The organism is Bradyrhizobium sp. LTSPM299, assembly GCF_000938235.1.
In the GTDB taxonomy this organism is placed as follows: Bacteria; Pseudomonadota; Alphaproteobacteria; order Rhizobiales; family Xanthobacteraceae; genus Bradyrhizobium.
Window position 1 is genome coordinate 26401 of sequence record NZ_JYMU01000091.1, and the last position, 26276, is coordinate 52676.

Annotated in this window: 22 protein-coding genes; 13 read left to right on the forward strand and 9 right to left on the reverse strand. The window is 63.7% G+C overall.

Annotation, left to right across the window (positions count from 1 at the left end):
* Positions 1–52: 52 nt before the first annotated feature.
* From UP10_RS39110 to UP10_RS39130, 5 genes are all read left to right on the forward strand, one after another.
* Complete coding sequence (locus tag UP10_RS39110) at positions 53–3010, forward strand: 2-oxoglutarate dehydrogenase E1 component (protein ID WP_044592497.1); 2958 nt, start codon at positions 53–55, stop codon at positions 3008–3010.
* 175 nt (positions 3011–3185) lie between these two features.
* Positions 3186–4430, forward strand: coding sequence for a 2-oxoglutarate dehydrogenase complex dihydrolipoyllysine-residue succinyltransferase (gene odhB / locus UP10_RS39115; protein WP_044592498.1), 1245 nt, complete (start codon positions 3186–3188; stop codon positions 4428–4430).
* Between the two features lie 72 nt (positions 4431–4502).
* Positions 4503–5252 (forward strand): SDR family oxidoreductase, encoded by a 750-nt coding sequence (locus tag UP10_RS39120; protein ID WP_044592532.1) that lies wholly within the window; start codon positions 4503–4505, stop codon positions 5250–5252.
* 35 nt (positions 5253–5287) lie between these two features.
* A complete protein-coding gene (gene lpdA / locus UP10_RS39125; RefSeq protein ID WP_044592499.1) occupies positions 5288–6688 on the forward strand; it encodes a dihydrolipoyl dehydrogenase in 1401 nt (466 codons plus the stop codon).
* A 36-nt stretch (positions 6689–6724) separates the two neighbouring features.
* A complete protein-coding gene (locus tag UP10_RS39130) occupies positions 6725–7255 on the forward strand; it encodes a hypothetical protein (RefSeq protein WP_044592533.1) in 531 nt (176 codons plus the stop codon).
* Positions 7256–7290: 35 nt separating this feature from the next.
* Here the strand turns inward: UP10_RS39130 and UP10_RS39135 are convergent, their stop codons facing one another.
* Both UP10_RS39135 and UP10_RS39140 read right to left on the reverse strand, forming a co-directional pair.
* Complete coding sequence (locus UP10_RS39135; protein ID WP_044592500.1) at positions 7291–7881, reverse strand: DUF4337 domain-containing protein; 591 nt, start codon at positions 7879–7881, stop codon at positions 7291–7293.
* Between the two features lie 118 nt (positions 7882–7999).
* A complete protein-coding gene (locus UP10_RS39140) occupies positions 8000–8971 on the reverse strand; it encodes a tyrosine recombinase XerC (RefSeq protein WP_044592501.1) in 972 nt (323 codons plus the stop codon).
* A gap of 96 nt (positions 8972–9067) precedes the next feature.
* Here UP10_RS39140 and UP10_RS39145 point away from each other — a divergent pair, with 96 nt between their 5' ends.
* Both UP10_RS39145 and UP10_RS39150 read left to right on the forward strand, forming a co-directional pair.
* Positions 9068–11278, forward strand: a complete 2211-nt coding sequence (locus UP10_RS39145) for a primosomal protein N' (protein ID WP_044592502.1) — start codon at positions 9068–9070, stop codon at positions 11276–11278.
* Between the two features lie 370 nt (positions 11279–11648).
* Positions 11649–12320 carry a hypothetical protein gene (locus UP10_RS39150; RefSeq protein WP_044592503.1) on the forward strand — a complete coding sequence of 224 codons (672 nt, stop codon included), beginning with the start codon at positions 11649–11651 and terminating at the stop codon, positions 12318–12320.
* A gap of 120 nt (positions 12321–12440) precedes the next feature.
* Here the strand turns inward: UP10_RS39150 and UP10_RS39155 are convergent, their stop codons facing one another.
* Positions 12441–12941, reverse strand: coding sequence for a septal ring lytic transglycosylase RlpA family protein (locus tag UP10_RS39155; RefSeq protein ID WP_044592504.1), 501 nt, complete (start codon positions 12939–12941; stop codon positions 12441–12443).
* Between the two features lie 630 nt (positions 12942–13571).
* Between UP10_RS39155 and UP10_RS39160 the strand changes: the two genes are divergently transcribed.
* From UP10_RS39160 to UP10_RS39185, 6 genes are all read left to right on the forward strand, one after another.
* A complete protein-coding gene (locus UP10_RS39160; protein WP_044539592.1) occupies positions 13572–14132 on the forward strand; it encodes a F0F1 ATP synthase subunit delta in 561 nt (186 codons plus the stop codon).
* Entirely contained in the window at positions 14132–15661 is a 1530-nt protein-coding gene (gene atpA / locus UP10_RS39165) for a F0F1 ATP synthase subunit alpha (protein WP_044539591.1), read from the forward strand. The genes UP10_RS39160 and atpA overlap by 1 nt, the downstream gene beginning before the upstream one ends.
* Positions 15662–15799: 138 nt before the next feature.
* Positions 15800–16678, forward strand: coding sequence for a F0F1 ATP synthase subunit gamma (locus UP10_RS39170; RefSeq protein ID WP_044592505.1), 879 nt, complete (start codon positions 15800–15802; stop codon positions 16676–16678).
* A gap of 26 nt (positions 16679–16704) precedes the next feature.
* Positions 16705–18147, forward strand: a complete 1443-nt coding sequence (atpD, locus tag UP10_RS39175) for a F0F1 ATP synthase subunit beta (RefSeq protein WP_044592506.1) — start codon at positions 16705–16707, stop codon at positions 18145–18147.
* 86 nt (positions 18148–18233) lie between these two features.
* A complete protein-coding gene (locus tag UP10_RS39180) occupies positions 18234–18641 on the forward strand; it encodes a F0F1 ATP synthase subunit epsilon (protein WP_044539588.1) in 408 nt (135 codons plus the stop codon).
* A gap of 237 nt (positions 18642–18878) precedes the next feature.
* A complete protein-coding gene (locus UP10_RS39185; protein WP_044592507.1) occupies positions 18879–20522 on the forward strand; it encodes an adenylate/guanylate cyclase domain-containing protein in 1644 nt (547 codons plus the stop codon).
* Here UP10_RS39185 and UP10_RS39190 read toward each other — a convergent pair whose 3' ends face one another.
* The 6 genes from UP10_RS39190 to rlmH form a co-directional block, all read right to left on the reverse strand.
* Positions 20523–21020, reverse strand: coding sequence for an RNA pyrophosphohydrolase (locus tag UP10_RS39190; RefSeq protein WP_044592508.1), 498 nt, complete (start codon positions 21018–21020; stop codon positions 20523–20525).
* A gap of 20 nt (positions 21021–21040) precedes the next feature.
* Positions 21041–21544 (reverse strand): RNA pyrophosphohydrolase, encoded by a 504-nt coding sequence (locus UP10_RS39195; RefSeq protein ID WP_044539585.1) that lies wholly within the window; start codon positions 21542–21544, stop codon positions 21041–21043.
* Positions 21545–21621: 77 nt separating this feature from the next.
* Positions 21622–22833, reverse strand: coding sequence for a divergent polysaccharide deacetylase family protein (locus tag UP10_RS39200; protein ID WP_044592509.1), 1212 nt, complete (start codon positions 22831–22833; stop codon positions 21622–21624).
* A 156-nt stretch (positions 22834–22989) separates the two neighbouring features.
* Positions 22990–24366: a S41 family peptidase gene (locus tag UP10_RS39205; RefSeq protein WP_044592510.1), complete on the reverse strand. Its 1377-nt coding sequence runs from the start codon at positions 24364–24366 to the stop codon at positions 22990–22992.
* Positions 24363–25718 carry a murein hydrolase activator EnvC family protein gene (locus UP10_RS39210; RefSeq protein WP_044592511.1) on the reverse strand — a complete coding sequence of 452 codons (1356 nt, stop codon included), beginning with the start codon at positions 25716–25718 and terminating at the stop codon, positions 24363–24365. Before UP10_RS39210 ends, UP10_RS39205 begins: the two co-directional genes overlap by 4 nt.
* A gap of 38 nt (positions 25719–25756) precedes the next feature.
* Positions 25757–26239, reverse strand: a complete 483-nt coding sequence (gene rlmH / locus UP10_RS39215; RefSeq protein WP_044592512.1) for a 23S rRNA (pseudouridine(1915)-N(3))-methyltransferase RlmH — start codon at positions 26237–26239, stop codon at positions 25757–25759.
* Positions 26240–26276: the final 37 nt, after the last annotated feature.

Sequence of the window (26276 nt, forward strand, 5' to 3'; positions counted from 1 at the left end):
CGGCACTTGCGCCGTCTTCTATGCGCGAACCGAAAATCACCAGGACTGCCCCATGTCTCGCCAGGATGCGAACGCCGCTTTTGCCCTTTCATCGTTTTTGCAGGGCACCAACGCGGCCTATATCGACGACCTCTACGCCCGTTATGAACAGGATCCCGCCTCGGTCGACACCGAATGGCAGGAGTTCTTCAAGAGCCTCAAGGACACTCCGTCCGACGTCCAGAAGAACGCCGAGGGCGCCTCCTGGAGCCGCGACAACTGGCCGGTCACGCCGCGCGACGAACTGACCTCGGCGCTCGACGGTAACTGGGCTCAGGTCGAGAAGGCCGTCGGTACCAAGATCGCTGCCAAGGCCCAGGCCAAGGGCCCGGAACTCTCCGCCACCGAGGTCCATCAGGCGACCCGCGACTCCGTCCGCGCCCTGATGCTGATCCGCGCTTATCGCATGCGCGGCCATTTCCACGCCAAGCTCGATCCCCTTGGTATCGAGGCGCCGCGCGACCGCGAGGAGCTCGATCCGCGCTCCTACGGCTTCACCGAAGCCGATTTCGACCGCAAGATCTTCCTCGACCACGTGCTCGGCCTCGAATACGGCACGCTGCGCGAGATCGTCACGATCTGCGAGCGCACCTACTGCCAGACGCTCGGCGTCGAGTTCATGCACATCTCCAATGCCGCGCAGAAGGCGTGGATCCAGGAGCGCATCGAGGGACCGGACAAGGAGATCAGCTTCACCCGCGAGGGACGCCGCGCGATCCTCAACAAGCTGATCGAGTCGGAAGGCTTCGAGAAGTTCTGCGACGTCAAGTTCACCGGCACCAAGCGTTTCGGCCTCGACGGCGCCGAATCGCTGATCCCGGCGCTCGAGCAGATCATCAAGCGCGGTGGCAATCTCGGCGTGAAGGAGATCGTTGTCGGCATGCCGCATCGCGGCCGCCTCAACGTGCTGACCCAGGTGCTGGGCAAGCCGCACCGCGCGCTGTTCCATGAATTCAAGGGCGGATCGGCCAACCCGGATGCGGTCGAAGGCTCCGGTGACGTCAAATATCACCTCGGCGTCTCTTCGGACCGCGAGTTCGACGGCAACAAGATCCATCTGTCGCTGACCGCGAACCCGTCGCATCTCGAAATTGTCGATCCCGTTGTGCTCGGCAAGGTGCGGGCCAAGCAGGACCAGCATGGCGATCCGCCGGATCAGCGCATCTCGGTGCTGCCGCTCTTGATGCATGGTGACGCGGCGTTCGCGGGCCAGGGCGTGGTTGCCGAATGCTTCAGCCTGTCCGACCTGAAGGGCTATCGCACCGGCGGGTCGCTGCACTTCATCGTCAACAACCAGATCGGCTTCACCACCTATCCGCGCTACTCGCGCTCCTCGCCGTATCCGTCCGACGTGGCGAAGATGATCGACGCGCCGATCTTCCATGTGAATGGCGACGATCCGGAGGCCGTGGTGTTCGCGGCCAAGGTCGCGATCGAGTTCCGGCAGAAATTCCACAAGCCGGTCGTCATCGACATGTTCTGCTACCGTCGTCACGGCCACAATGAGGGCGACGAGCCGGCATTCACCCAGCCGGTGATGTACAAGAAGATCGGCTCGCATCCGACGACGCTGGAGATCTACGCCAAGCGGCTGATCACCGAAGGCGTGATGACCGAGGGCGAGGTCGAGAAAGCCAAGGCCGACTGGCGCTCGCGCCTCGACGCCGAGTTCGAGGCCGGTACCGGCTACAAGCCGAACAAGGCCGACTGGCTCGACGGCAAATGGTCGGGCTTCAAGATTGCAGACCAGGAAGAAGACGCCCGCCGCGGCGTTACCGGCGTTGATATTCCGGTGCTGAAGGACATCGGCCGCAAGATCACCAAAGTGCCGGACGGTTTCCGCGTCCACAAGACCATCCAGCGTTTCCTCGACAATCGCGCCAAGGCCATCGACACCGGTGTCGGTATCGACTGGGCGACCGGCGAGGCGCTGGCATTCTGTTCGCTGCTGGAGGAAGGCCGTCACGTCCGCCTGTCCGGCCAGGACTCCGAGCGCGGCACCTTCTCGCAGCGTCATTCGGTGCTGATCGACCAGGAGGACGAAAGCCGCTACACGCCGTACAACCATCTCGGCGGTGACCAGGGTCATTACGAGGTTATCAACTCGCTGTTGTCGGAAGAAGCGGTGCTCGGCTTCGAGTACGGCTATTCGCTGGCCGAGCCGAATGCACTGACGATGTGGGAGGCGCAGTTCGGCGACTTCGCCAACGGTGCGCAGGTGCTGTTCGACCAGTTCATCTCCTCGGGCGAACGAAAATGGCTGCGGATGTCCGGCCTCGTCTGCCTGCTGCCGCACGGCTACGAAGGGCAGGGTCCGGAGCACTCCTCGGCGCGGCTCGAGCGTTACCTGCAGATGTGCGCCGAAGACAACATGCAGGTGGTCTATCCGACCACGCCGGCGAACTACTTCCACGCGTTACGGCGCCAGCTGCATCGCGAAATCCGCAAGCCGCTGATCGTGATGACCCCGAAGTCGCTGCTGCGTCACAAGCGCGCGGTGTCGCGGCTCGACGAACTCGGCAAGAGCGCGACCTTCCACCGCATCCTGTACGATGACGCGCAGATGCAGCCGGACGAGAAGATCAAGCTGCAGCCGGATGACAAGATCCGTCGCGTCGTGCTGTGCTCGGGCAAGGTCTATTACGATCTCTACGAGGAGCGCGAGAAGCGCGGCGTCGACGACATCTATCTGATGCGCATCGAGCAACTCTATCCGGTGCCGTTGAAGGCACTGGTGCAGGAGTTAGGGCGCTTCAAGGTCGCCGAGGTGGTCTGGTGCCAAGAAGAGCCGCGCAACATGGGTTCGTGGCACTTCATCGAGCCCTATCTCGAATGGGTGCTGAACCAGATCAACGCGCCGAACAAGCGTCCGCGCTACGCCGGCCGTCCGGCATCGGCTGCGACTGCGACTGGCCTGATGTCGAAGCACTTGGCGCAGCTCAAGGCGTTCCTGGACGAAGCGCTGAACTAAAAACCTTCACTCCGTCATGCCCCGCCTTGTGCGCAATTGCACACTGGAGCGGGGCATCCAGTACCCCGCGTCATCCAGCCCCTCTCGCTGTCGTCACGGAGTCCTGGATCGTCCGCTTTGGCGGACGGTGGCCGCACAAGTTTCATGACTGCAGGGTTGATCTGAGGAAAAGACCATGACTGAAATTCGCGTTCCAACGCTCGGCGAATCCGTGACCGAGGCCACCATCGGACGCTGGTTCAAGAAGGCCGGTGATGCCGTCGCGGTGGACGAACCCTTGGTGGAGCTCGAGACCGACAAGGTCACGATCGAGGTTCCGGCGCCGGTTGCCGGTACGCTCGGCGAGATCATCGCCAAGGATGGCGAAACAGTCGCCGTCGGCGCGCTGCTGGGCCAGATCAACGACGGCGCCGTCGCGGCCAAACCTGCTGCGGCTGCCGCTGCTCCCACCAAGACGGCTCCCGCTTCAGCTGCTGCTGCGCCGGCTCCTGCCGCCGCACCGAAGGTGCCGCCGACCGATGCGCCGCTTGCGCCTTCGGTTCGCAAGCTCTCCGCCGAGAGTGGTGTCGATGCCTCCACGGTTCCCGGTTCCGGCAAGGACGGTCGCGTCACCAAGGGTGACATGCTGGCTGCGATCGAGAAGGCCGCCTCGGCGCCGACCCCGGTCAATCAGCCGGCCGCCGCCGTGCAGGTTCGCAGCGCCTCGCCGGCCGATGATGCCGCACGCGAAGAGCGCGTGAAGATGACGCGGCTGCGCCAGACCATCGCCCGCCGCCTCAAGGATGTGCAGAACACCGCCGCGATGCTGACGACCTTCAACGAGGTCGACATGACCAACGTCATGGCGCTGCGCGCGCACTACAAGGACGCGTTCGAGAAGAAGCACGGCGTCAAGCTCGGCTTCATGGGCTTCTTCACCAAGGCCTGTGTGCAGGCTCTGAAAGACATCCCCGCCGTCAACGCCGAGATCGACGGCACCGACCTGATCTACAAGAACTACTATCACGTTGGCGTCGCGGTCGGCACCGACCGTGGCCTGGTCGTGCCTGTGGTGCGCGATTGCGATCACAAGTCGATCGCCGAGATCGAGAAGTCGATCGCGGACTACGGCCGCCGCGCCCGCGACGGTCAGCTCAAGATCGACGAGATGCAGGGCGGTACCTTCACCATCACCAATGGCGGCATCTATGGTTCGCTGATGTCGACGCCGATCCTCAACGCGCCGCAGTCAGCCATCCTCGGCATGCACAAGATCCAGGAGCGGCCGATGGTGGTCGGCGGCAAGATCGAGGCCCGCCCGATGATGTATCTGGCGCTGTCCTATGATCACCGCGTGATCGACGGCAAGGAAGCCGTTACCTTCCTGGTGCGTGTCAAGGAGAGCCTGGAAGATCCGGCGCGGCTGGTGCTGGATCTCTGAGGTCATGGCGCGTGTGACGTCCGATCGGTTCGGGCGTCACGGTCGGTTTGGCGTACACGCTTGGGGATCAATGTGACGGATAAGGTTGTTGTCATCACCGGCGGCAGTCGCGGCATCGGCCGCGCCACCGCGCTTGCCGCCGCCGCACGCGGTTATCGTGTCGTGGTCGGCTATGCGTCCAACCAGGCGGCCGCGAACGAGGTCGTGTCCGCGATCGAGGCCAAGAACGGCAAGGCGATCGCGGTAAAGTGCGACGTCGGTAGCGAGCAGGACATTCTGGCTCTGTTCAAGGCGGCCGACGGCTTCGGGACTCTCGGGGCGCTAGTCAACAATGCCGGCATTGTTGGCAAGAGCGGTGTGCGGGTCGACGAGATGTCGGCCGAGCGAATCCAGCAAATGATGGCGGTCAATGTCACTGGCAGCATTTTGTGCGCGCGCGAGGCGGTGAGGCGCATGTCGACCAAGCATGGGGGCAAGGGCGGCGTTATTGTCAACCTCTCTTCGGTCGCGGCCCGGCTCGGTGCGCCGAACACCTATGTCGACTATGCCGCCTCCAAGGGCGCGATCGATTCCTTCACGGTCGGCCTTGGCCATGAAGTCGCGGGTGAGGGCATCCGCGTCGCGGGTATCCGGCCGGGACTCATCGACACCGACATCCACGCCGCCGGCGGCGAGCCCGACCGCGCGCACCGGCTCGCCCATATGGTGCCGATGAAGCGCGTCGGCACCGCAGATGAGATCGCCAACGCCATCGTCTGGCTGATGTCGGACGAGGCCTCCTATGTCACGAGCGCGATCCTCGACGTGTCGGGTGGTCGCTAACTGCTGTCACAGAAATTAGCTACAGGATTTCCATCATGGCTTCTTATGATCTCGTCGTCATCGGCACCGGACCCGGCGGTTACGTCTGCGCGATCCGCGCGGCGCAACTCGGCATGAAGGTCGCGGTCGTCGAGAAGAACGCGACGCTCGGCGGCACCTGCCTCAATGTCGGCTGCATGCCCTCGAAGGCGCTGCTCCACGCCTCCGATATGTTCGAGGAAGCCGCGCATTCCTTCGCCAAAATGGGCGTCAGCGTTTCGGCGCCGAAGCTCGATCTGCCCGCGATGATGAACTTCAAGCAGCAGGGCATCGACGGCAACGTCAAGGGCGTCGAGTTCCTGATGAAGAAGAACAAGATCGACGTCCTCAAAGGCACCGGCAAGATCGTCGGTGCCGGCAAGGTCGAGGTCGCAGGCGACGGCAAGACCGAGATCGTCGAGACCAAGAACATCGTGATCGCCACCGGCTCGGACATCGCGCGGCTGAAGGGGATCGAGATCGACGAGAAGCGCATCGTGTCGTCGACCGGTGCGCTGTCGCTGGACAAGGTGCCCACGAAGCTCCTGATCGTCGGCGCCGGCGTGATCGGACTCGAGCTCGGATCGGTCTGGCATCGCCTCGGTGCGCAGGTCACCGTCGTGGAATTCCTCGACCGCATCCTGCCCGGCATGGACGGCGAGGTCGCCAAGCAATTCCAGCGCCTCCTCGAGAAGCAGGGATTCGCGTTCAAGTTGGGTGCCAAGGTCACGGCGGTCGATACGTCGGGCAAGACGCTGCTTGCCAAGGTCGAGCCGGCTGCGGGCGGCGCGCCGGAGACGATCGAAGCCGATGTCGTGCTGGTCTGCATCGGCCGCGTGCCCTACACCGAGGGCCTTGGGCTCAAGGAAGCCGGTGTCGCGCTCGACAACCGCGGCCGCGTTGAGATCGACGCGCATTTCTCGACCAATGTGAAGGGCATCTACGCGATCGGCGACGTCGTTGCCGGGCCGATGCTGGCGCACAAGGCGGAAGACGAAGGCGTGGCCTGCGCGGAGATCATCGCGGGCCAGGCCGGCCATGTGAACTACGACGTTATTCCAGGCGTTGTGTATACCACGCCGGAAGTGTCGTCGGTCGGCAAGACCGAGGAAGAGCTCAAGCAGGCAGGCGTCGCCTATACCGTCGGTAAGTTTCCGTTTACCGCGAATGGCCGCTCCAAGGTCAACCAGACCACGGACGGCTTCGTGAAGGTTCTCGCAGATGCGAAGACGGACCGGGTGCTCGGGGTGCATATTATCGGCCGGGAAGCCGGCGAAATGATCCACGAGGCCTGCGTTCTGATGGAATTCGGCGGTTCTGCCGAAGATCTGGCGCGCACCTGCCACGCCCACCCGACCCGGTCGGAAGCGATCAAGGAAGCCGCGCTTGCGGTGGGCAAACGCGCCATCCATATGTGATCGATATCCGGCGTCCGCCGGGTCGAGATGACATCGATGCTGCGCCGCCTGCTTCAGCCGTTCTGGATCCTGCTTGCGATCATTTTCCTGATCGAGGCTTGGCTATGGGATCACCTCGAGCCGATCGTGGCGCGCGCGGTCGCATGGATCCCGTTGCGCACGTTCAAGCAATGGCTGGCCGAGCGGGTCGATTCGCTGTCGCCGGCGATGACGTTGATCGTGTTCGTCGTGCCGCTCATCCCACTGTTTCCGCTCAAGCTGGTCGGACTGTGGCTGCTGACGCACGAATACTGGCTGGCTGCGATCTCGACCATCGTGTTCGCGAAATTCCTCGGCGTCGGCGTCACCGCCTTCATCTTCGACGTGACCCGGCCGAAGCTGCTGGAAATGCGCTGGTTCAAGACACTCTATGATTTCGTGATGGCGATGCGCGCCAGGGCCACCGCAATGGTCGAGCCCGTCAAGCGGCGTCTCGTCGAGATGCTGCGCGGCGACGGTGACGGCTGGTCGGCACGCATGCTGCGCCTGATCGCACGCTTCCGCAAAAGCGTGCATCAGGCGCGCTGAGTGCTTGTCGAGCGGCGAGCGCCGCTCTTCCAAACTTAGTGCAGTGGCAGCAAGTGCGGCTGGACCATGCCCAGCAGCGTTACCGCGATGCCGGCCAGCGTCAGGATGCCCGACACCCACGCCAGCGCGGCGATGCCCGTGATGATGGTCGCGGACGCCAGCACGATGGCGATCTGGAAGGCGGCGGAGGCAAGTTCGAAGTGGTGATATTTCGCCGTCGCCTCGTCGCGCTCATGCTCGGCGTGCTTGGCGCGTTCGGACAGTTGCTCCGAACCTTCGCCGGTCTCCGGCTCCGAGCGATAGCGCGTCGCAGTCTTCTGCCAGTCGTCGATCTGCTTCTGCAGCGCCGCCTTGGCGGCATCGTCGGGCGCAGTGGCAAGGCTCAATTTGCCCTGCTCGGCGGCGGTCTGCACGGTGGTGCGGCGAATGCTCTTGGCCTGGAAGAACGCCCACAGGTTGGAAGCTTCGACATTCAAGCTGATCGATTCGGTCTGCGCACCCTTGCCGAGCGTTTCCGACAGCGCCAGGCAGAGTGCAATCACGGCGATCAGCAGTGCGATCTTCTTGTTCTCGCTGGAAGCATGCTCGGCATGCTCCGCGTGCTCCATACTCTCATGTGCGCTCATGATTCCCCCTCCGGCTGAGACCCGCACACGATTGCCGAATGCGGTCCTCAACGCAAGGGCCGAGCCGCATGTGACGGACCGATGAATATGAACGGCGCGAGCTGCTAGTCCAAGCGCTTCAGCCGCGCGGATGTGCGGAGCGGTAGACTTCGAGCAGGCGTTCGCTGTCGATACCGGTGTAGATCTGTGTCGTCGACAGCGACGCGTGACCGAGCAATTCCTGGATCGCGCGCAAGTCGCCGCCGCGACTGAGCAGGTGCGTGGCAAAGGAGTGCCGCAGTGCGTGCGGCGTTGCACTGTCGGGCAGACCGAGCGCGCCGCGCAGCCGCTCCATGGTGAGCTGGATGATTCGCGGGCTTAAGGGGCCACCGCGCGCGCCGACAAACATCGGGCCGGTCGGCGGCAGGGAATGCGGGCAGATTGCGGCGTAGTCTGCGATGAGTTGCAGCACGTTCTGCAGCACCGGCACCATGCGGGTCTTGTTGCCCTTGCCGGTGACGATGAGCACGTCGCCTTCGCCGGGCTTCGACACGTCGCGGCGCTTCAGTCCCAGCGCCTCCGAGATGCGCAGGCCAGAGCCATAGAGCAGCGCCATGACGGCTGCGTCGCGCGCGAGGATCCAGGTCTCGCGCGTTTCGCCGGCGCGCTCGTCGGCGTCCGTGAAACGCTTTGCCGCGTCCATGTGGATCGGCTTCGGCAAGCTTTTTGCCACTTTCGGCGCGCGAATCGCCGAGAGCGCGCCAACCTTGCCCTTGCCTTCGCGTTCCAGGAAGCGCCCGAACGAGCGCAACCCCGCCAGCGCCCGCATCAGCGATCGTCCGCCGATCTCGTCGGCGCGCCGCATCGCCATGAAGGCGCGGACATCGGTGGCCTCGAGCGCGGCAAAGCTCGCAAGCGAAACCCGTGCACCCCAATGCCCGGCCAGGAAGGTCAGGCATTGGCGCACGTCGCGGGCATAGGCCTCCAGCGTCTTCGGCGACAGCCGCCGCTCGGCGCGCAGATGCGACAGCCAGCGCGTCATCTGAAGCGTGACGGTCTCGTCGGCGCAGTCGAGTTCGACCGGTTGAATTGGCTGATCTGTCCGCGCCATGGTGCTATTGGTGCTGCGATTCTCCTGATTATATCGCACTTCTTTCGTTTACCCTTCGCTAAGGCGATAAAGTTCTGATCCCGAAGTTCTGATCCCATGGACCACCCCACGCGCAGCAGCACGGCCTCCGCATCGGCGACTCGCGTCGTTGATGTGCTGGTGCCTGTCGCGCTGAACCAGACCTACTCCTACCGCGTCCCGCGCGGCATGGAACTCGCGCCGGGTGACGTGATCTGCGTTCCGCTCGGGCCACGCGAGGTCGTCGCGGTGGTGTGGGCCGAGAATGCGAGTCCCGATCCTCGGCTGCACAACCGGCTCAAGGACGTCGGCGAAAAGCTCGACGTACCGCCGTTGAGGGCGGAACTGCGTCAGCTCGTCGATTGGGTGTCCACTTACACGCTGTCGGCCCGCGGCATGGTGCTGCGGATGAGCTTGCGCATGGGCGAGAATCTCGGGCCCGAGCGTACGCGCCTCGGTGTGCGTCTGGTCGGCGAACCGCCGCGGCGCCTGACCCCCGCGCGGCGTCGGGCGATCGACGTGCTGTCGGACGGGCTGCTGCACGGCAAGTCGGAGGCGGCGCGGGAGGCCGGCGTCAGTTCCGGCGTGATCGACGGCCTGGTCGATGAGGGCACGCTGACGGTCGAGGCGATGCCGCCGCCGCCGGTACCGCCAGCGCCGGATCCGTCGTACACGCTACCGGAGTTTTCGCGCGAGCAACGCAGTGCAGTCGATGCGATGCGGACGTTGGCTGCCAGCGGCAGCTTCCATGTCGCGCTGCTTGATGGCGTCACCGGCTCCGGCAAGACCGAGGTCTATTTCGAGGCGATCGCCGAAAACATCCGGCGCGGCAAACAGTCGCTGATCCTGATGCCGGAAATCGCGTTGACCGGCCAGTTCCTCGATCGCTTCGCGCGGCGCTTCGGCGTACGTCCGCTCGAATGGCATTCGGAACTGACGCCGCGCACGCGCGCGCGCAACTGGGCGGCGATCTCGGAAGGCAAGGCGCCGGTGGTGATCGGGGCCCGCTCGGCGCTGTTCCTGCCCTATGCCGATCTCGGGCTCATTATCGTCGATGAGGAGCACGACCAGGCCTACAAGCAGGACGAAGGCGCGCATTATCACGCGCGCGACATGGCGGTGGTCCGCGCGCATATCGCAAAGATACCGATCATACTGGCCTCCGCCACGCCGTCGGTCGAGAGCGAGGTCAATGCGCGCAAGGGGCGCTACCAGCGCGTGGCGCTGCCGTCGCGGTTCGGCGGTCAACACATGCCGCATATCGAGGCGATCGACATGCGCCGCGCGCCGCCGCCGCGCGGCCGTTTCATCTCACCCCCGCTCGTCGAGCAGATCCGTTACGCGATCGAGCGCCGCGAGCAGGCGTTGCTGTTTCTCAACCGCCGCGGCTATGCGCCGCTGACGCTGTGCCGCGCCTGCGGTCATCGCTTCGCCTGCACGATCTGTGACGCCTGGCTGGTCGATCATCGCTTCCGCCAGCGGCTGGTCTGCCATCACTGCGGCTTCTCGATGCCGCGCCCGAACATCTGTCCGCACTGCGCTGCCGAGGGATCGCTGGTTGCCGTCGGTCCCGGTGTCGAGCGCCTGCAGGAGGAGGCGGCGATCGTCTTTCCCGAGGCGCGCACCATGGTGCTGTCGAGCGACCTCATCACCTCGATCGAGACCATGCGCAGCGAGTTGAACGAGATTGCCGCGGGGCGCGTCGATATCATCATCGGCACGCAGCTCGTGGCGAAGGGGCACAACTTTCCGCGGCTCAATCTGGTCGGTGTGATCGATGCCGATCTGGGCTTAAGCAACGGCGATCCGCGTGCCGCCGAGCGGACCTTCCAGCTCTTGAACCAGGTGATCGGCCGCGCCGGCCGCGATCAGGGCCGCGGCGTCGGCTATCTGCAGACCCACCAGCCGGAGCATCCGGTGATGAAGGCGTTGATCGCGAACGACCGCGAGGCGTTTTACGCCAGCGAGATCGATATCCGCGAACGCACCGGCTATCCGCCGTTCGGTCGGCTGGCGAGCCTGATCATTTCCGCCGGCGACCGTCCCACGGCCGAAGGCTTTGCACGCAGGCTTGCTTCCGTCGCGCCGCTCGATGAGCGGATCCAGGTGCTCGGCCCCGCCGAAGCGCCGCTTGCGGTCATCAAGGGACGCTATCGCTTCCGCCTGCTGGTGAAGTCGCTGCGCAATGTCGACCTGTCGCAATATTTGCGCGAATGGCTGGCCGCAGGTCCCAAGACCAAGGGCAATCTGAAGCTAGAGGTCGATGTCGATCCGCAGAGCTTTTTGTGATTCCCTGCGTGCTTCCTAACCTGTAAGACGAACCGACCATCCGGACCGTGAGAGTGGTCGATGTTTCCCTGGATTGCGGCCATACTATTTGGAGCGCTTGCACCCGCTCTGCTCGTTGCGGGGGCTTCCGCGAGCTCTATGATTTTGCCGACAGCCTTCGGCATCACGCTGGGACATTCGATCATTCTGGGTTTTCCGGTCGCACTTTTTTACCGCGCGAAACAGTGGAAGCGACTAAGTGCCGCCGTCCTTGGTGCCGCTCTTATCGGCGCAGCTCCCGTCGGTCTTTTCGCTTGGCCGATGAGTCCTGGTTCAAAGACTTCGGCGTCGGCCGATGGCGTCGCTACGATCATCGACGGTATTCCGAACCTTGGCTGGCTGGCTCGACTATTTCAAGGTGCTGGGGATGTGCGGGGCCCTCGGAGCGGCGGGTGGGCTGGTCTTCTGGCTGACGCTGAGATGGTCCGGTGTGCTCATGGTCACCGATCCTGTTCCAGTCAGGCCCACGCGCGGACAGCGGCGCATTGGCATCTTGCTTGTGGTAGCGGCGATAACGGCTTCGGCAGCCGTGTTCGCACTCCCGAGTATCACCATGGACCGCTCGTGCCATAATCCTTTCAGAGATGGACGTAGATCGGTTTCGACGAAAGCCAATATCGATCTCGACATTGCCGCAGGTGACCGGTCGAGGTTTGCGCAGCTTATCGAGCAGTTCGGGATATCGCGCGGTCTGTCGTTCCGAAATTCGAGTGAAAGCAGGCCGGAGGTCGAGGTCTTAAGTCTCAGTGCTTGCACTGAACAAGGCGTGCTCATCAGCGTTCAAGAACAATACTGGGCCTCTCTAGGATACGCCGCGCTCAAGGGCGACAGGGGCATTGCGATCGGTGTCTACGATCTCAGCGAAGGCACTGGTTGGCAGGCTCTTGCCAGGGATTTGGTGGGCATGCTTGACACGGAGTGGCATGGCAAGGTTCGGTTTCGCGACCCCAGCGGTAGGCTTGTTCCCATTCCGCCAGAGTTGCTTCCGTCGCAACGACAGTGACAAAAAAGCCTGCCGTCATTGGCGACGGCAGGCTTTTGTTGGGCACGGAAAGTACCGCGACCGTTACGCTACGCAACGCTTACCGAATGTGTTGAAGCAGAAACGGAAACGCAAAACGCCTTAGGAGACGACCTCGGCGGTGACACGGCCGACGCCGGCTCCGGTCAGGCCGATGGCACGGGCTGCGCCGGTGGAGAGGTCGAGCACGCGGCCGCGGACGAACGGGCCACGATCGTTGATGGTGACGATGACGCTTTGGCCACCATGGGTGACGCGGAGCTTGGTGCCGAAGGGCAGCGAGCGATGGGCCGCCGTCATGGCGTTCTGGTTGAAGCGCTGGCCGGAAGCGGTGCGGCTGCCGGACTCATTGCCGTAAAAGGAAGCCATCCCCGAGAACATGTGGCCGCCGCCGGTCGGCTGGGCGATCGAGGCGTTGGCGTCCTGCCAGAACGAGCTTTCGGCCCGAGCGTGGTGGTGATGGTGATGATAGCGCTGGTGGTGCCTGGACTTCGCCGACGCCTCGGTGACGCTGCCGCCGACCAGGAGAGTTGCGGCAACAAAAGCAAGCGCCGTACGCGACTGGGTTATATTTCCCAGTACCGCCTTCTTGATATTCGCCATTGATTAAGACCCTCAGACAGTATTGCCGCGAACGCGGCAAGTGGAACCCCCGTCCCATAGTTGACCAAGGCCGTTTGGTTGCGCATTGCGGCGTGAATTGGGCAGTAATTCCGCATTGTCTCGGGTTGAAACATCTTGTTACCTCGCGGGGTATTCGAACGAAGTTCCGTAATCTTGGTCATTAACTAATCGTTAACCAATACAATACTTAACAATACTGATTATCGGTGCGGCAGTAAGCTTTCGGTAAGTATTCGCCAAATGGAGTTTGGGACCGCTGTTGGTTCCTGCGCGCTCGCTCATGGGCCCATGCAAATTCTTGCTCGAACCAATCCGGGTCGGATGAAAGCTGGATCTGTGGCAGCAAATTCCCGCGCGCAGAATTTTCTGATTCGGCCAGTGGCGACAGCCGCCAAGCGCCCATGCGACAAGGCAGCGCCGACGCGTGCCGTCATGTTGCACCTGCGCGTATGCTATGTTAGCAAAGCCGCGATTTTAACGATCCCGGCACGTCCTGTGCCGGTCGAAAATCGAAGTCCCGCTTGAATTCCAAGGGCTTGGATCGCTAGGCGCTGCTTTGGTGGCGACGGTTTTTCCCTTGCGAATTTGACAGCAAAAAAGAGCGAGCTCGTGGCTGCTGAAGATCCGTCCGTTTCGGGAGTGTCCGGTCGTTACGCGACGGCCTTGTTCGAGTTGGCGCGCGACGAAAAATCCGTCGATGAGGTGAAGGCCGATCTCGAGCGATTCGAGGCCTTGCTCACAGAGAGCGCTGACCTCAGTCGTCTTGTACGTAGCCCGGTGTTCTCGGCGGACACCCAGGCAAGGGCGCTGACCGCAGTGCTCGACAAGGCCGTTATTACCGGCATCTCGGCAAAATTCCTGAAAGTGCTCACCGCCAATCGCCGGCTGTTCGCCGTGACCGATGTGATCCGGGCCTATCGCGCGCTGGTGGCGAAGTACAAGGGCGAGGCGACTGCGGAAGTCACGGTCGCCGAACAGCTCAACGACAAGAATCTCGACGCGCTGAAGACCGCACTGAAATCAGTGACGGGCAAGGACGTCGCGCTTAACGTGAAGGTCGATCCCTCCATTATCGGTGGCCTGGTGGTCAAGCTCGGCAGCCGCATGGTGGATAGTTCGCTTCGCACCAAACTCAATTCGATCAAGAATGCGATGAAAGAGGCAGGCTGATGGACATCCGCGCCGCGGAAATTTCCGCGATCCTCAAGGACCAGATCAAGAATTTCGGCCAGGAAGCCGAGGTCACTGAAGTTGGACAGGTGCTGTCGGTCGGTGACGGTATCGCCCGCGTCTACGGCCTCGACAACGTTCAGGCCGGCGAAATGGTCGAGTTCGAGAACGGTACGCGCGGCATGGCGCTCAACCTCGAAACCGACAACGTCGGTATCGTGATTTTCGGCGCCGACCGTGAGATCAAGGAAGGCCAGACCGTCAAGCGTACCCGCGCAATCGTGGACGCGCCGGTCGGCAAGGGCCTGCTTGGCCGCGTCGTCGACGCGCTCGGCAATCCGATCGACGGCAAGGGCCCGATCCAGGCCACCGAACGCAAGCGCGTCGACGTCAAGGCGCCTGGCATCATTCCGCGCAAGTCGGTGAACGAGCCGATGGCGACCGGCCTGAAGGCGATCGATGCGCTGATTCCGATCGGCCGCGGTCAGCGCGAGCTGATCATTGGCGACCGCCAGACCGGCAAGACCGCGATCGCGCTCGACACCATCCTGAACCAGAAGCCGCTCAACGCGCAGCCGGACGAGAACCTCAAGCTGTATTGCGTCTATGTCGCGATCGGCCAGAAGCGCTCCACCGTCGCACAGTTCGTCAAGGTCCTCGAAGAGCAGGGCGCGCTCGAATATTCGATCATCGTCGCGGCCACCGCGTCGGATCCGGCGCCGATGCAGTACATCGCGCCGTTCACCGCCTGCACCATGGGCGAGTACTTCCGCGACAACGGCATGCATGCCGTGATCATCTATGACGACTTGTCCAAGCAGGCCGTCGCCTACCGCCAGATGTCGCTGCTGCTGCGCCGCCCGCCGGGCCGCGAAGCCTATCCGGGCGACGTGTTCTACCTGCATTCCCGCCTGCTCGAGCGCGCGGCCAAGCTCAACAAGGATCATGGCTCGGGCTCGCTGACCGCGCTGCCGGTCATCGAAACCCAGGCCAACGACGTGTCGGCCTACATTCCGACCAACGTGATTTCGATCACCGACGGCCAGATCTTCCTGGAGACCGACCTGTTCTTCCAGGGCATCCGCCCCGCGGTGAACGTCGGTCTGTCGGTGTCGCGCGTCGGTTCGTCGGCACAGACCAAGGCGACGAAGAAGGTCGCCGGCAAGATCAAGGGCGAGCTCGCGCAGTACCGCGAAATGGCGGCGTTCGCGCAGTTCGGCTCCGATCTCGACGCTTCGACGCAGCGCCTGCTCAATCGCGGCTCGCGCCTGACCGAGCTCCTGAAGCAGCCGCAGTTCTCGCCGCTGAAGATGGAAGAGCAGGTCTGCGTGATCTGGGCCGGCACCAACGGCTATCTCGATCCGCTCCCGCTCAACAAGGTGCGCGCGTTCGAGGACGGCCTGCTGTCGCTGTTGCGTGGCAAGAACGTCGAGATCCTCAACGCGATCCGCGACAGTCGCGATCTCTCCGACGACAGCGCGGCCAAGCTGAAGTCGGTGGTCGAAGGCTACGCCAAGACGTTTGCTTAAGAGGACGTTTGCTTAAGAGGACGTTTGCTTGAGGCGACGTTTGCATAATTAACGGCTTCGCCCGGCGGCTCGCCGGGCGTGACGAACAGAGAGGCTTGCGACTGACCCCAGCGGTCGGATCGCCGGGGTGGACGAAGAATGGCGTCACTGAAAGACATGCGGGTCCGCATCGCCTCGACCAAGGCGACGCAGAAGATCACCAAGGCCATGCAGATGGTCGCAGCCTCGAAGCTGCGCCGCGCGCAGAATGCTGCCGAAGCGGCACGGCCCTACGCCGAGAAGATGGACGCGGTGATCTCCAACATCGCCGCCGCTGCCAGTGCCTCGCCGGGTGCGCCACCGCTCCTGGCTGGCACCGGCCAGGATCAGGTGCACCTGCTCCTGGTCTGCACCGGCGAGCGCGGCCTCTCCGGCGCGTTCAACTCGGCCATCGTGCGCCTCGCGCGCGAGCGGGCAAATTCGCTGATTGCGCAAGGCAAAGAGGTCAAGTTCTTCTGCGTCGGCCGCAAGGGTTATGAGCAGCTTCGTCGCACATTCGATCGGCAGATCGTCGAGCATCTCGAATTGCGTTCGGTGCGTCAGCTCGGCTTCGTCAACGCCGAGGACATCGCCACGAAGGTACTGGCGCGGTTCGACGCCGGTGAATTCGATGTCTGCACACTGTTCTACTCGCGCTTCCAGTCGGTGATCTCGCAGATCCCGACCGCACAGCAGGTCATCCCGCTGGAAGTGGCGGCGCCTGCGGCGCACGCTGGTCCGGCCACGTCCTACGACTACGAGCCGGAAGAGGACGAGATTCTCACCGGTCTGCTGCCGCGTAACCTCGCGGTGCAGATCTTCCGTGCGCTGCTCGAAAACAACGCCTCGTTCTACGGTGCTCAGATGAGCGCGATGGACAACGCGACCCGCAACGCCGGCGAAATGATTCGCAAGCAAACCCTGATCTACAACCGGACCCGCCAGGCCATGATCACGAAGGAGCTGATTGAAATCATCTCCGGCGCCGAGGCGGTCTAAGGCAGATTTTCGAAGGAGAACAGTCCATGGCTACAGCAGCCAATCAGAACGGTCGCGTCACCCAGGTCATCGGCGCCGTCGTCGACGTGCAGTTCGAAGGCCACCTGCCGGCGATTCTCAACGCGCTCGAGACCAAGAACGGCGGCAACCGCCTGGTGCTCGAAGTCGCGCAGCATCTCGGTGAATCGACGGTGCGCACCATCGCGATGGACACCACCGAAGGTCTGGTTCGTGGTCAGCAAGTCTCCGACACCGGAGCGCCGATCATGGTGCCGGTCGGTGAAGGTACACTCGGCCGCATCATCAACGTTATCGGTGAGCCGATCGACGAAGCCGGTCCGGTGAAGGCCGAGGGCATGCGCGCGATCCACCAGGAAGCGCCGACCTATACCGAGCAGTCCACTGAAGCGGAAATTCTCGTGACCGGCATCAAGGTCGTCGACCTGCTCGCGCCGTACGCCAAGGGCGGCAAGATCGGCCTGTTCGGCGGCGCCGGCGTCGGCAAGACCGTGCTGATTCAGGAACTGATCAACAACGTCGCGAAGGCGCACGGTGGTTATTCCGTGTTCGCCGGCGTCGGCGAGCGAACCCGCGAAGGCAACGACCTCTATCACGAGTTCATCGAATCGAAGGTCAATGCCGATCCGCACAATCCGGATCCGAGCGTGAAGTCGAAGTGCGCGCTGGTGTTCGGCCAGATGAACGAGCCGCCCGGCGCCCGTGCCCGCGTCGGTCTGACCGGCCTGACGGTTGCCGAGCACTTCCGCGACCAGGGCCAGGACGTGCTGTTCTTCGTCGACAACATCTTCCGCTTTACGCAAGCCGGCTCGGAAGTGTCGGCGCTGCTCGGTCGTATTCCTTCGGCGGTGGGTTACCAGCCGACGCTCGCGACCGACATGGGCGCGATGCAGGAGCGCATCACCACCACGACCAAGGGCTCGATCACGTCGATCCAGGCGATCTACGTGCCTGCCGACGACTACACCGATCCGGCGCCGGCGACGACGTTCGCCCATCTCGATGCGACGACCAACCTCAATCGCGCGATTTCGGAAAAGGGCATCTATCCCGCGGTGGACCCGCTCGACTCCAGCTCGCGCATGCTCCAGGCGCACATTGTCGGCGAGGAGCACTACACCACTGCCCGTATGGTCCAGCAGGTGTTGCAGCGCTACAAGTCACTGCAGGACATCATCGCCATTCTCGGCATGGACGAATTGTCGGAAGAGGACAAGATCGCGGTGGCCCGCGCCCGCAAGATCGAGCGCTTCCTGTCGCAGCCGTTCTTCGTCGCCGAAGTCTTCACCGGTTCGCCGGGCAAGTTCGTCGATCTCCCCGACACCATCAAGGGCTTCCGTGGCCTTTGCGAGGGCAAGTACGATCATCTGCCGGAAGCGGCCTTCTACATGGTCGGCACCATCGAAGAAGCCGTCGAAAAGGGCAAGAAGCTTGCCGCCGAGGCGGCGTAAGACAGGCGAATGGCGAATAGGGAGTAGCGAATAGCTGCTCCTGTTCCGCCACTCCCCATTCGCTACTCCCCATTCGCAGGTTTTACATGACTACCTTCCACTTCGATCTCGTCTCTCCCGAAAAGCTCGCCTTCTCCGGCGAGGTCGATCAGGTCGACGTCCCCGGCGTGGAAGGCGATTTCGGCGTCCTCGCCGGACATGCGCCGGTCGTCGCTGCGGTTCGCCCGGGCATCCTGACGATCATCACTGCCGGCAAGCGCGAGAAGGTGATCGTGCTCGGCGGTCTTGCCGAGATGTCGGACAAGGGCCTCACCGTGCTCGCCGACGTCGCGACCGCGATTGCGGATCTCGATCGGACGAAGTTCTCTGAGACCATCAAGGGGATGGAAGAGAAGCTCGCCGAGAAGGAAGGCTCCGAGCTCGACAACGCAATCGAGCGGCTCGATCACTTCAAGAGCATCGAGAACGAGCTCAACACGACCGCCATGCACTAGAGCACTTTCGGTTCTGATTGAATCAGAACCGAATCTCTAGATTTTTGTTTTGACGCGTTTTCTTCACGCGAGCCGGTACCCACTTCGCTCGAAAACGCTCTAGGCGAACCGTTCATCAACTGAATCCCGAACAAATTCAGCGCTCGCCAGACCCCTGGCGGGCGCTGAATGCTTGTTGCGCCCGGGAGCTTCTGACGGCATTCTGCAGGGCATATTAGAGATCGAGGCTGGGTTTTCATGAAACGCAAGATCGCGGCGATCTTCGCGGCCGATATTGCCGGCTACAGCCGACTGGTTGCGGAGGACGAAGAGGAGACGCTGCGGCGGCTCGCCTCCTATCGTCAGGTCACCGACGACTTCATTGCAAAGTACGGCGGCCGGATCTTCAACACCGCGGGTGATGCGGTGCTCGCGGAGTTTCCCAGCGCGGTCGAAGCGGTGCGCTGCGCGATCGACATCCAGGAGAGCCTGCGCACGCGCAACCTGGCCTATCCGTCGAGCCGGCAGATGTCGTTCCGCATCGGGATCACCATCGGCGATGTGGTCGAGCGCGACGGCGATCTGCTCGGTGACGGCGTCAATATCGCTGCGCGGCTCGAAGGCCTCGCCGAGGTCGGTGGCATCTGCGTGTCGCGCGCCGTCCATGAGCAGGTCGCCAACAAGCTGTCGGTGCAGTTCGCCGACATCGGCGCGCAGGAGGTGAAGAACATCCCGACCCCCGTGCATGCTTACATGGTGGCGATGCGGCGCGAGGACGGCACCTACGGGACCCCGCAAGTCAAGAAGCCTATCAAGCCGGGCACGGCCAATACGCCCGCCTGGATGTGGCCCGTGGCTGCGACCCTGGTCCTGCTCGCGGGGATCGGAGTCGGCGGCTTTCTCTACTACACCAAGCTGGAGACATCGGTTACGAAGCCGTCGATGGTGGCGAGCAACGCAACGACGTCGGCGCCCACGCCATCGGCCGCGCCGGCGCCAACGCCCTCGTCAACACCGTTGGTCACATCGTCGCCTGCGCCCACTCCAACACCGGCTCCGCCGACGTCGATTCCGTCAGGTGAGCATTTCACCGCCGACAACATTCCCTTCATCAGCGACCGTAACCGCGTCCTTCTCGCCACTGAATATGCGGGGGCGGGCGACGCCAAGGCTCTTGCCATCAACCTCAACGGCTTCATCGGCTGGATCGCGGGGCAGGTGAACGAGGATACCGCGAAGACCACGGCGCTCGAGCAGTGCCAGAAGCGCGCCGACAATGCCGGCACGACGCGCAAGTGCGAGCTTTACGCAGTCGGCAACACGGTGGTGTATGCGCACGGCGGACCGCCGCTGCCGCCGCTGCCCTGGGTCAAGCGTGATTCGCTGGTTGAAAAGCCGTTCGCATCAAAGGATGTGCCGATGCTGCGCGAACCCGGCAGAAATCGCCTTGAGAGCCTCTTCGCGCCGGGGCGCAAATCGAGAACGATCGCGCTTGGGCCGGGCGGCCAGTTCTTCTTCAACTCCGGCATGGACACACTCGAAGAATCGACGCGGCGGAACCTGCAGGCTTGCGGCGCACTCGCCGGCGTCCCCTGCATGATCGTGACCGTTGATGACGTGTTTGTCGTCCCGATCCCGACGACGCTGCGCGTCACCGGATTCTTCAAGGCAGAAGACAGTTCGGTGATCACGCCGCGCGAGCGGGGCGATATCGCGCACAAGCTTGCCGAGGCGACATCGGGTTGGAACGCGGTCGCGGTCGGAACGCAGGGGCGACCCGGGCTCGGACTGAAGGCGGCCGACGAGACCACGGCCGTGAATGCCGCGCTTGGCGATTGCGTCAAGCGCGATAGCGATTGCCACGTGATCGCGATTGGGCCATTCACCGTCGGCCCGAACTAATCAGCCCGCGAATTCGGCGAACTGCGCGGCGACGGCGCGATAGATGTCGCGGCGGAACGGGACCACGAGATCGGCGACGCGGTCGAGGCGCTCCCAGCGCCATTGATCGAACTCCGCGGGCTGGCCGTTGCGCGGCGTCAGCGGGTCGATCTCGTCATCGCGTCCGGTGAACCGCAGCGCGAACCATTTCTGCCGCTGTCCACGGAATTTCGCCAGCTGGTGCGAAGGCTCGTCATAGGGCGGGAATTCGTAGTTCATCCAATCGGTCTCGCCGAGATAGTCGGCGCTGACGGCTCCGGTCTCTTCCCAGAGTTCGCGCATGACCGCCTGACGCGGGTCCTCGCCCGCGTCGATGCCACCTTGCGGCATCTGCCAATCGAGGCCGGGCAGGACGAACTCCGGCCCGTCATCCTTGAATCGATGGCCGATCAGCACGCGTCCTGCAGCGTTGAACAGCGCGATACCCACATTAGGGCGATAGGGCTTGCTTGATGACATGGTGGCGTTTGCTTCGGTAGCTATTCGGCCGCCAGTCCGGCGAATTCCTTCACCACGCGCTCATAGACCGGGCGCTTGAACGGCACGATCAGATCGGGAAGATTTTTCATCGGCTCCCAGCGCCAGGTGACGAACTCCGCCTTGTGCCCGCCCCCGGGATTGGCAACGTTGATCTCGTTGTCCTTGCCGGTGAAGCGAAGGGCGAACCATTTTTGCCGCTGCCCGCGATAGCGACCCTTCCAGGCGCGGCCCGCGACGGTGCGCGGGATGTCATAGATCAGCCAGTCCGGGACCTCGCCGAGCTTCTCCGCCGATTTGACGCTGGTCTCTTCGTAAAGCTCGCGCCTGGCGGCCTGAAACGTGTCCTCGCCGGGATCGACGCCGCCTTGCGGCATCTGCCAGACATGGGTCTCGTCGACATGTTCGACGCCGCCCGCGCGGCGCCCGATGAACACTAGTCCGGCCGCATTCAAAAGCATGATGCCGACACAGGTCCGATAGGGCAGGTCTTCGTAACGTGCCATGCCGCCGATACCTCGTACTCTTGGGGCCGCCGACCCGCCCCCCGGCAAGGCCTGAAGTCGCACCAACGGATTGATCTTTAGCCTGATTTTGATTTCAGCATGGCCGTTGTCAATGGCACAAGCATAATGCCCTTGGACTCCAGGGTCTTGATCCAGGCGCCCAGCCGCTCGATCGAGACCGGCAGGGCCGAGGCGACGCCCACGGCCGTGCCGCGTTCCTTGGCGAGCGTCTCCAGCTTGACCAGCGTGCGGTCGATTTCCGCCGAGGTCGGCACCGCATCGATGGTGAAATCGGCCTTGGCGAACGGCATGGCCTGGCCCGCGGCCAGCGACTGGGCGACGCTGCGGGGGGTGGAACCGTCGTCGAAGTAGCCAAGACCGCGCTTGGCCGCCTCGCGGACGATCGGCTGCATCATGGGGTCGGTCGCGACGAAGCGGGCGCCCATGAAATTGGCGATACCGGCATAGCCCTGCAGGCGGCTGAGGTGCCAGTAGAGGCGATCGAGGTTCTGCTCGCTGTTGAGCGAGGTCAGCAGGGTCTGCGGCCCCGGATCATTGTCGGGATAGTCGAACGGTTCCATCGGGATCTGCAGCAGGATCTCGTGGCGCTGCGATCGGGCGCGTTCGGCGAGCTTGCCGGGGTCGGCGCCGTAGGGCGTAAAGGCCAGCGTCACGGCCGCCGGCAGCTTCACGATGGCGTCGGCGGTCTTGGCGGCGCCGACGCCAAGGCCTGCGACCACAATCGCAACCACGGGCATCCTGGCGGCCTTGGCGCGGTCGGCGTCAGCCGCATAGACCGTGAAGGGTTTCAGGCCATCGGCGACCACTGGGATCATGCCGTAGCGCGATTTCTCCAGCAGGCGCTGGTCGATGCCCGTCATCATCGCGGGCGGCGCGTCGCTGTCGGTCTTGTCGGCGGGATCGCCGGCGCCGATCACCACATCCTGTCGCTTGCCGCTGGAGCCATCGATGATGGTCACGGTCTTGGCGTCGCCGGCGGCCGCCGGCGACTTGGGAGCGGCGGATTTGGCTGCCGGCTCAGTCAGGGCGGCAGGCGCTTGCTTGTCGGCCGCCGCGGGGGTCTCCACCTTGCGGAGCGCGACATGGGCAACCGGCTCGCCTCCGAGCGGATTGTCGTTGAACAGCGCAACGCCGACGAAGCCGACCAGCACAAGCCCAAGCAGCACGGCAAGCGCCTGCATCGCCGTGAACGGCAGGCGGAGCCGGCGCGTCTTGCTCACGGTCTGCTGCCCAAGCGGCGTGCTCAGTTCGTCGGCCGCCTCTGCCATGATCCTCCCCGAATCAACAGCGCGAACGATAGCACGATGCGGCGCGTTCCCGCGCGCGGACCGCGGGCCCCGTCAGAGCCCGGTGAACGCCGGCGAGGTCGAGATACAAAAAGGGCGGCCCGAGGGCCGCCCTTTTCGCCAAATGGATCGATCGAATCAGTTCGAGGACTTCTCGGCCGGCTTGTCCGCCGCGGCCTTATCACCGGGCGCGGCAGAAGGCGCGGCCGGCGGCGTCGCATTCGCGGTCGACTTGATGCCGTGCAGTAGGTCGTCGGCCATCTTCAGCGCCTTGTCGTCCTTCGCATCCGGCGGCACGTAGGATTGCGAGCCGGTCTTTTCGTCGCCATCGTTCTTCAGATGGCCGCGTAGCGAAGCCTCGCCCTTGGTGTCGGTCCGCGCCTTCAGCTCGTCCGGCACGTCCTGCAGCACTTCGATGTCGGGCACGATGCCCTTGGCCTGGATCGACTTGCCCGACGGCGTGTAGTAGCGCGCCGTGGTCAGGCGCAGCGCGCCGTTGCCCGAGCCGAGCGGGATGATAGTCTGCACCGAGCCCTTGCCGAACGAGCGCGTGCCGACCAGCGTCGCACGCTTGTGGTCCTGCAGCGCGCCGGCAACGATTTCGGAGGCCGATGCCGAACCGCCGTTGATCAGCACGATGACCGGCTTGCCCTTGGTCAGGTCGCCCGGATGGGCGGCACGGCGTTGGGTTTCCTCGGCGTTGCGTCCGCGGGTCGAGACGATCTCGCCGCGCTCCAGGAACGCGTCGGAGACCGTGACGGCTTCCTCGAGCAGGCCGCCGGGGTTGTTTCTGAGGTCGATGACATAGCCCTTCAGCTTGTCACCGATCTGGGCCTGCAGATTGGCGATTTCCTTCTTCAGGCCTTCGGTGGTCTGCTCGTTGAAGGTGGTGATGCGGATGTAGGCGATATCGTCGGTCTCGACGCGCGCGCGCACCGAGCGGACGCGGATGTTGTCACGCACCAGCGTGACGTCGATCGGATTGTCCTGGCCCTTGCGGATGATCTTGAGCTTGATCTTGGTGTTGACCGGACCGCGCATCTTCTCGACGGCCTGGTTCAGCGTCAGGCCCTGCACGGCTTCGTCGTCGAGATTGGTGATGATGTCGTTGGCCATGATGCCGGCCTTCGAGGCCGGCGTGTCGTCGATCGGCGAGACGACCTTGATCAGGCCGTCTTCCATCGTGACTTCGATGCCGAGGCCGCCGAACTCGCCGCGGGTCTGCACCTGCATGTCGCGGAAGCTCTTGGCATCCATGTAGCTCGAATGCGGATCGAGGCCGGACAGCATGCCCGAGATCGCGGACTCGACCAGCTTCGAGTCGTCGGGCTTCTCGACATAGTCGCTGCGCACGCGCTCGAATACGTCTCCGAACAGATTGAGCTGGCGATAGGTGTCAGACGTTGCGGCGCGCGCGCTCGATCCCATCAGCACCGCGCGGGGCTGCGTGATGAACAGTGTCAGTGCCGCACCGGTGGCGGCGCTGAGGAGAATTACAGAAGTCTTGCGCATCATCCGCGAACCTTTTCGCCTTCATTTGCGGCCCACCATGGACCTGGATCGATTGGAGTGCCGTCTTTCCGGAACTCAACATAGAGCACTGGCTGGCTCGCATTGGTCGCTAGAATGGATGCAACCTGGGACGTGGACCCCATGGTCGCGACCGGCTCTCCCGTTAGCACAAACTGGCCGATGTTTACCGAAATCCGCTCCATCCCGGCGATCAGGACATGATACCCGCCCCCGGCATTGAGGATCAAGAGTTGTCCGTAGCTGCGGAAAGGACCGGCGTAAACGACCCAGCCGTCACACGGGGTTGTGACCTGCGCGCCGGCCTTGGCTGCCAAAGAAATGCCTTTTTGTACGCCGCTAGCCCCGTCGGAACCGCCAAAATCGCGAATCTTGGCGCCATTCACGGGGTAGGCGAATAGGCCCTTGGCCGAGGCGAAGGCAACCGCCGGGCTGAGCCGGCCCTGGTCCTTGAACGCCCCCAGATTCGGCTTGCCGTTGACCGTCGCGGGCGCACCCTGGAGGTTTGCCGTGGCGGCGGCCTTGGCGGCGCTCTTGAGATCCTGTTCCATTTTGGCGATCAGGCCCTGCAGGCTGTCGACCTGCTTGGACAGCGCAATGGCGCGGGCGCCTTCTGTCTCCATGTCCTTTTCGGCGGCGCTCTGCTGCCGCTGCCGCTCGTCAACCAGGGCTGCGAGGCGGGTCTGGTCGTCCTTGAGCTTGTCGCGGTCACGCGACAGCGCGTCGCGTTCGGTCGAGATGGTCTTGCGGAGCGCGACCAGCTCGCCAAGGTCGGTCGCGAGCTTCTCGGCGCGGCCGCGTAATTCCGGCACCACTGCGCCGAGCAGCATCGCCGTGCGCAGCGATTGCAGCGCGTCCTCGGGCCGCACCAGCAGCGCCGGCGGTGAGCGCCTCCCGGCGCGTTGAAGCGCCGCGAGCACCTCGATGATCTCGGCACGGCGTGAATCGAGCGAGGTGCGGATTTCGCGCTCGCGGCCGTCGAGCGGTTGAAGGCGTATCTCGGTTTCGCCGATCCGGGTCTCGACGCTGCGCACCTGGGCCGCGATGTCGATCAACTGCTGATTGAGCTTGCTGCGGTCCTGGCCGATCGCTGTGATGTCGGCCTTCAGCTTCTCCTGCAGCTCGGCCGCCTTGCGCTGCTGCTCGCGCGCGGCCTCGAGCTCCTGCTCGCGCTGTTTGATGATGTCTGGCGGTGTTGCGGCCTGTTGCGCGGGCGGTATCGCTTGCGCATGCGCCGGTGGACTCGCGGCGAGCATGGCAATTGAAAGGAGCGATACAGGCAGCCAACCGCGCCTGATGGCGTCGGGGTATGAAAGCATGTCCCGCTTGTGCTGCATCCGGTTTATTCAGCGTTCTCGATTGTCCATCACGGCACTCAGGCGCGGTGATAGGGGTGGCCGGCCAAAATGGTCGCGGCACGATAGATCTGTTCCAGAAGCATGATGCGGACCATTTGATGCGGCCAGGTCGCCGAGCCGAACGCAATACGTAAGGCAGCCTTGCGCTGCAATTCAGGCGAAAGTCCGTCCGCACCGCCGATCGTAAAGACAGCGTTTGCGCTTCCATCGTCGCGCCAGCGGCCGAGCTGCCGGGCAAAGCTTGCGCTATCGATGCTCTTGCCACGCTCGTCGAGCGCAACCAGTGTGAACTTGTCGGGCAGCAGCGCCGAGATGGCGGCGGCCTCTTCGGCGATGCGCGCGCTGACATCGCGCGCACGGCTTTCCGCAATTTCATGGACGTCGAGGCCGCGAAAGCCGAGCTTGCGGCCGATATCGTCGAAGCGCTCGCGGTAGCGCTCGGCGAGCTCCCGTTCCGGACCCTGTTTCAAACGGCCGATGCAGATCACGACAAGGCGCATCAGCGCACGTTACCATGCGCCTCAGCCGATTCGCATC

What these genes read in the sequence shown, in the direction of transcription:
- UP10_RS39110 (WP_044592497.1), top strand. Translation starts at nt 53, where the DNA reads ATGTCTCGCCAGGATGCGAACGCCGCTTTTGCCCTTTCATCGTTTTTG.
- odhB (WP_044592498.1), top strand. Translation starts at nt 3,186, where the DNA reads ATGACTGAAATTCGCGTTCCAACGCTCGGCGAATCCGTGACCGAGGCC.
- lpdA (WP_044592499.1), top strand. Translation starts at nt 5,288, where the DNA reads ATGGCTTCTTATGATCTCGTCGTCATCGGCACCGGACCCGGCGGTTAC.
- UP10_RS39130 (WP_044592533.1), top strand. Translation starts at nt 6,725, where the DNA reads ATGCTGCGCCGCCTGCTTCAGCCGTTCTGGATCCTGCTTGCGATCATT.
- UP10_RS39135 (WP_044592500.1), bottom strand. Translation starts at nt 7,881, where the DNA reads ATGAGCGCACATGAGAGTATGGAGCACGCGGAGCATGCCGAGCATGCT.
- UP10_RS39140 (WP_044592501.1), bottom strand. Translation starts at nt 8,971, where the DNA reads ATGGCGCGGACAGATCAGCCAATTCAACCGGTCGAACTCGACTGCGCC.
- UP10_RS39145 (WP_044592502.1), top strand. Translation starts at nt 9,068, where the DNA reads ATGGACCACCCCACGCGCAGCAGCACGGCCTCCGCATCGGCGACTCGC.
- UP10_RS39155 (WP_044592504.1), bottom strand. Translation starts at nt 12,941, where the DNA reads ATGGCGAATATCAAGAAGGCGGTACTGGGAAATATAACCCAGTCGCGT.
- atpA (WP_044539591.1), top strand. Translation starts at nt 14,132, where the DNA reads ATGGACATCCGCGCCGCGGAAATTTCCGCGATCCTCAAGGACCAGATC.
- UP10_RS39170 (WP_044592505.1), top strand. Translation starts at nt 15,800, where the DNA reads ATGGCGTCACTGAAAGACATGCGGGTCCGCATCGCCTCGACCAAGGCG.
- atpD (WP_044592506.1), top strand. Translation starts at nt 16,705, where the DNA reads ATGGCTACAGCAGCCAATCAGAACGGTCGCGTCACCCAGGTCATCGGC.
- UP10_RS39180 (WP_044539588.1), top strand. Translation starts at nt 18,234, where the DNA reads ATGACTACCTTCCACTTCGATCTCGTCTCTCCCGAAAAGCTCGCCTTC.
- UP10_RS39185 (WP_044592507.1), top strand. Translation starts at nt 18,879, where the DNA reads ATGAAACGCAAGATCGCGGCGATCTTCGCGGCCGATATTGCCGGCTAC.
- UP10_RS39190 (WP_044592508.1), bottom strand. Translation starts at nt 21,020, where the DNA reads ATGTCATCAAGCAAGCCCTATCGCCCTAATGTGGGTATCGCGCTGTTC.
- UP10_RS39195 (WP_044539585.1), bottom strand. Translation starts at nt 21,544, where the DNA reads ATGGCACGTTACGAAGACCTGCCCTATCGGACCTGTGTCGGCATCATG.
- UP10_RS39200 (WP_044592509.1), bottom strand. Translation starts at nt 22,833, where the DNA reads ATGGCAGAGGCGGCCGACGAACTGAGCACGCCGCTTGGGCAGCAGACC.
- UP10_RS39205 (WP_044592510.1), bottom strand. Translation starts at nt 24,366, where the DNA reads ATGATGCGCAAGACTTCTGTAATTCTCCTCAGCGCCGCCACCGGTGCG.
- UP10_RS39210 (WP_044592511.1), bottom strand. Translation starts at nt 25,718, where the DNA reads ATGCAGCACAAGCGGGACATGCTTTCATACCCCGACGCCATCAGGCGC.
- rlmH (WP_044592512.1), bottom strand. Translation starts at nt 26,239, where the DNA reads ATGCGCCTTGTCGTGATCTGCATCGGCCGTTTGAAACAGGGTCCGGAA.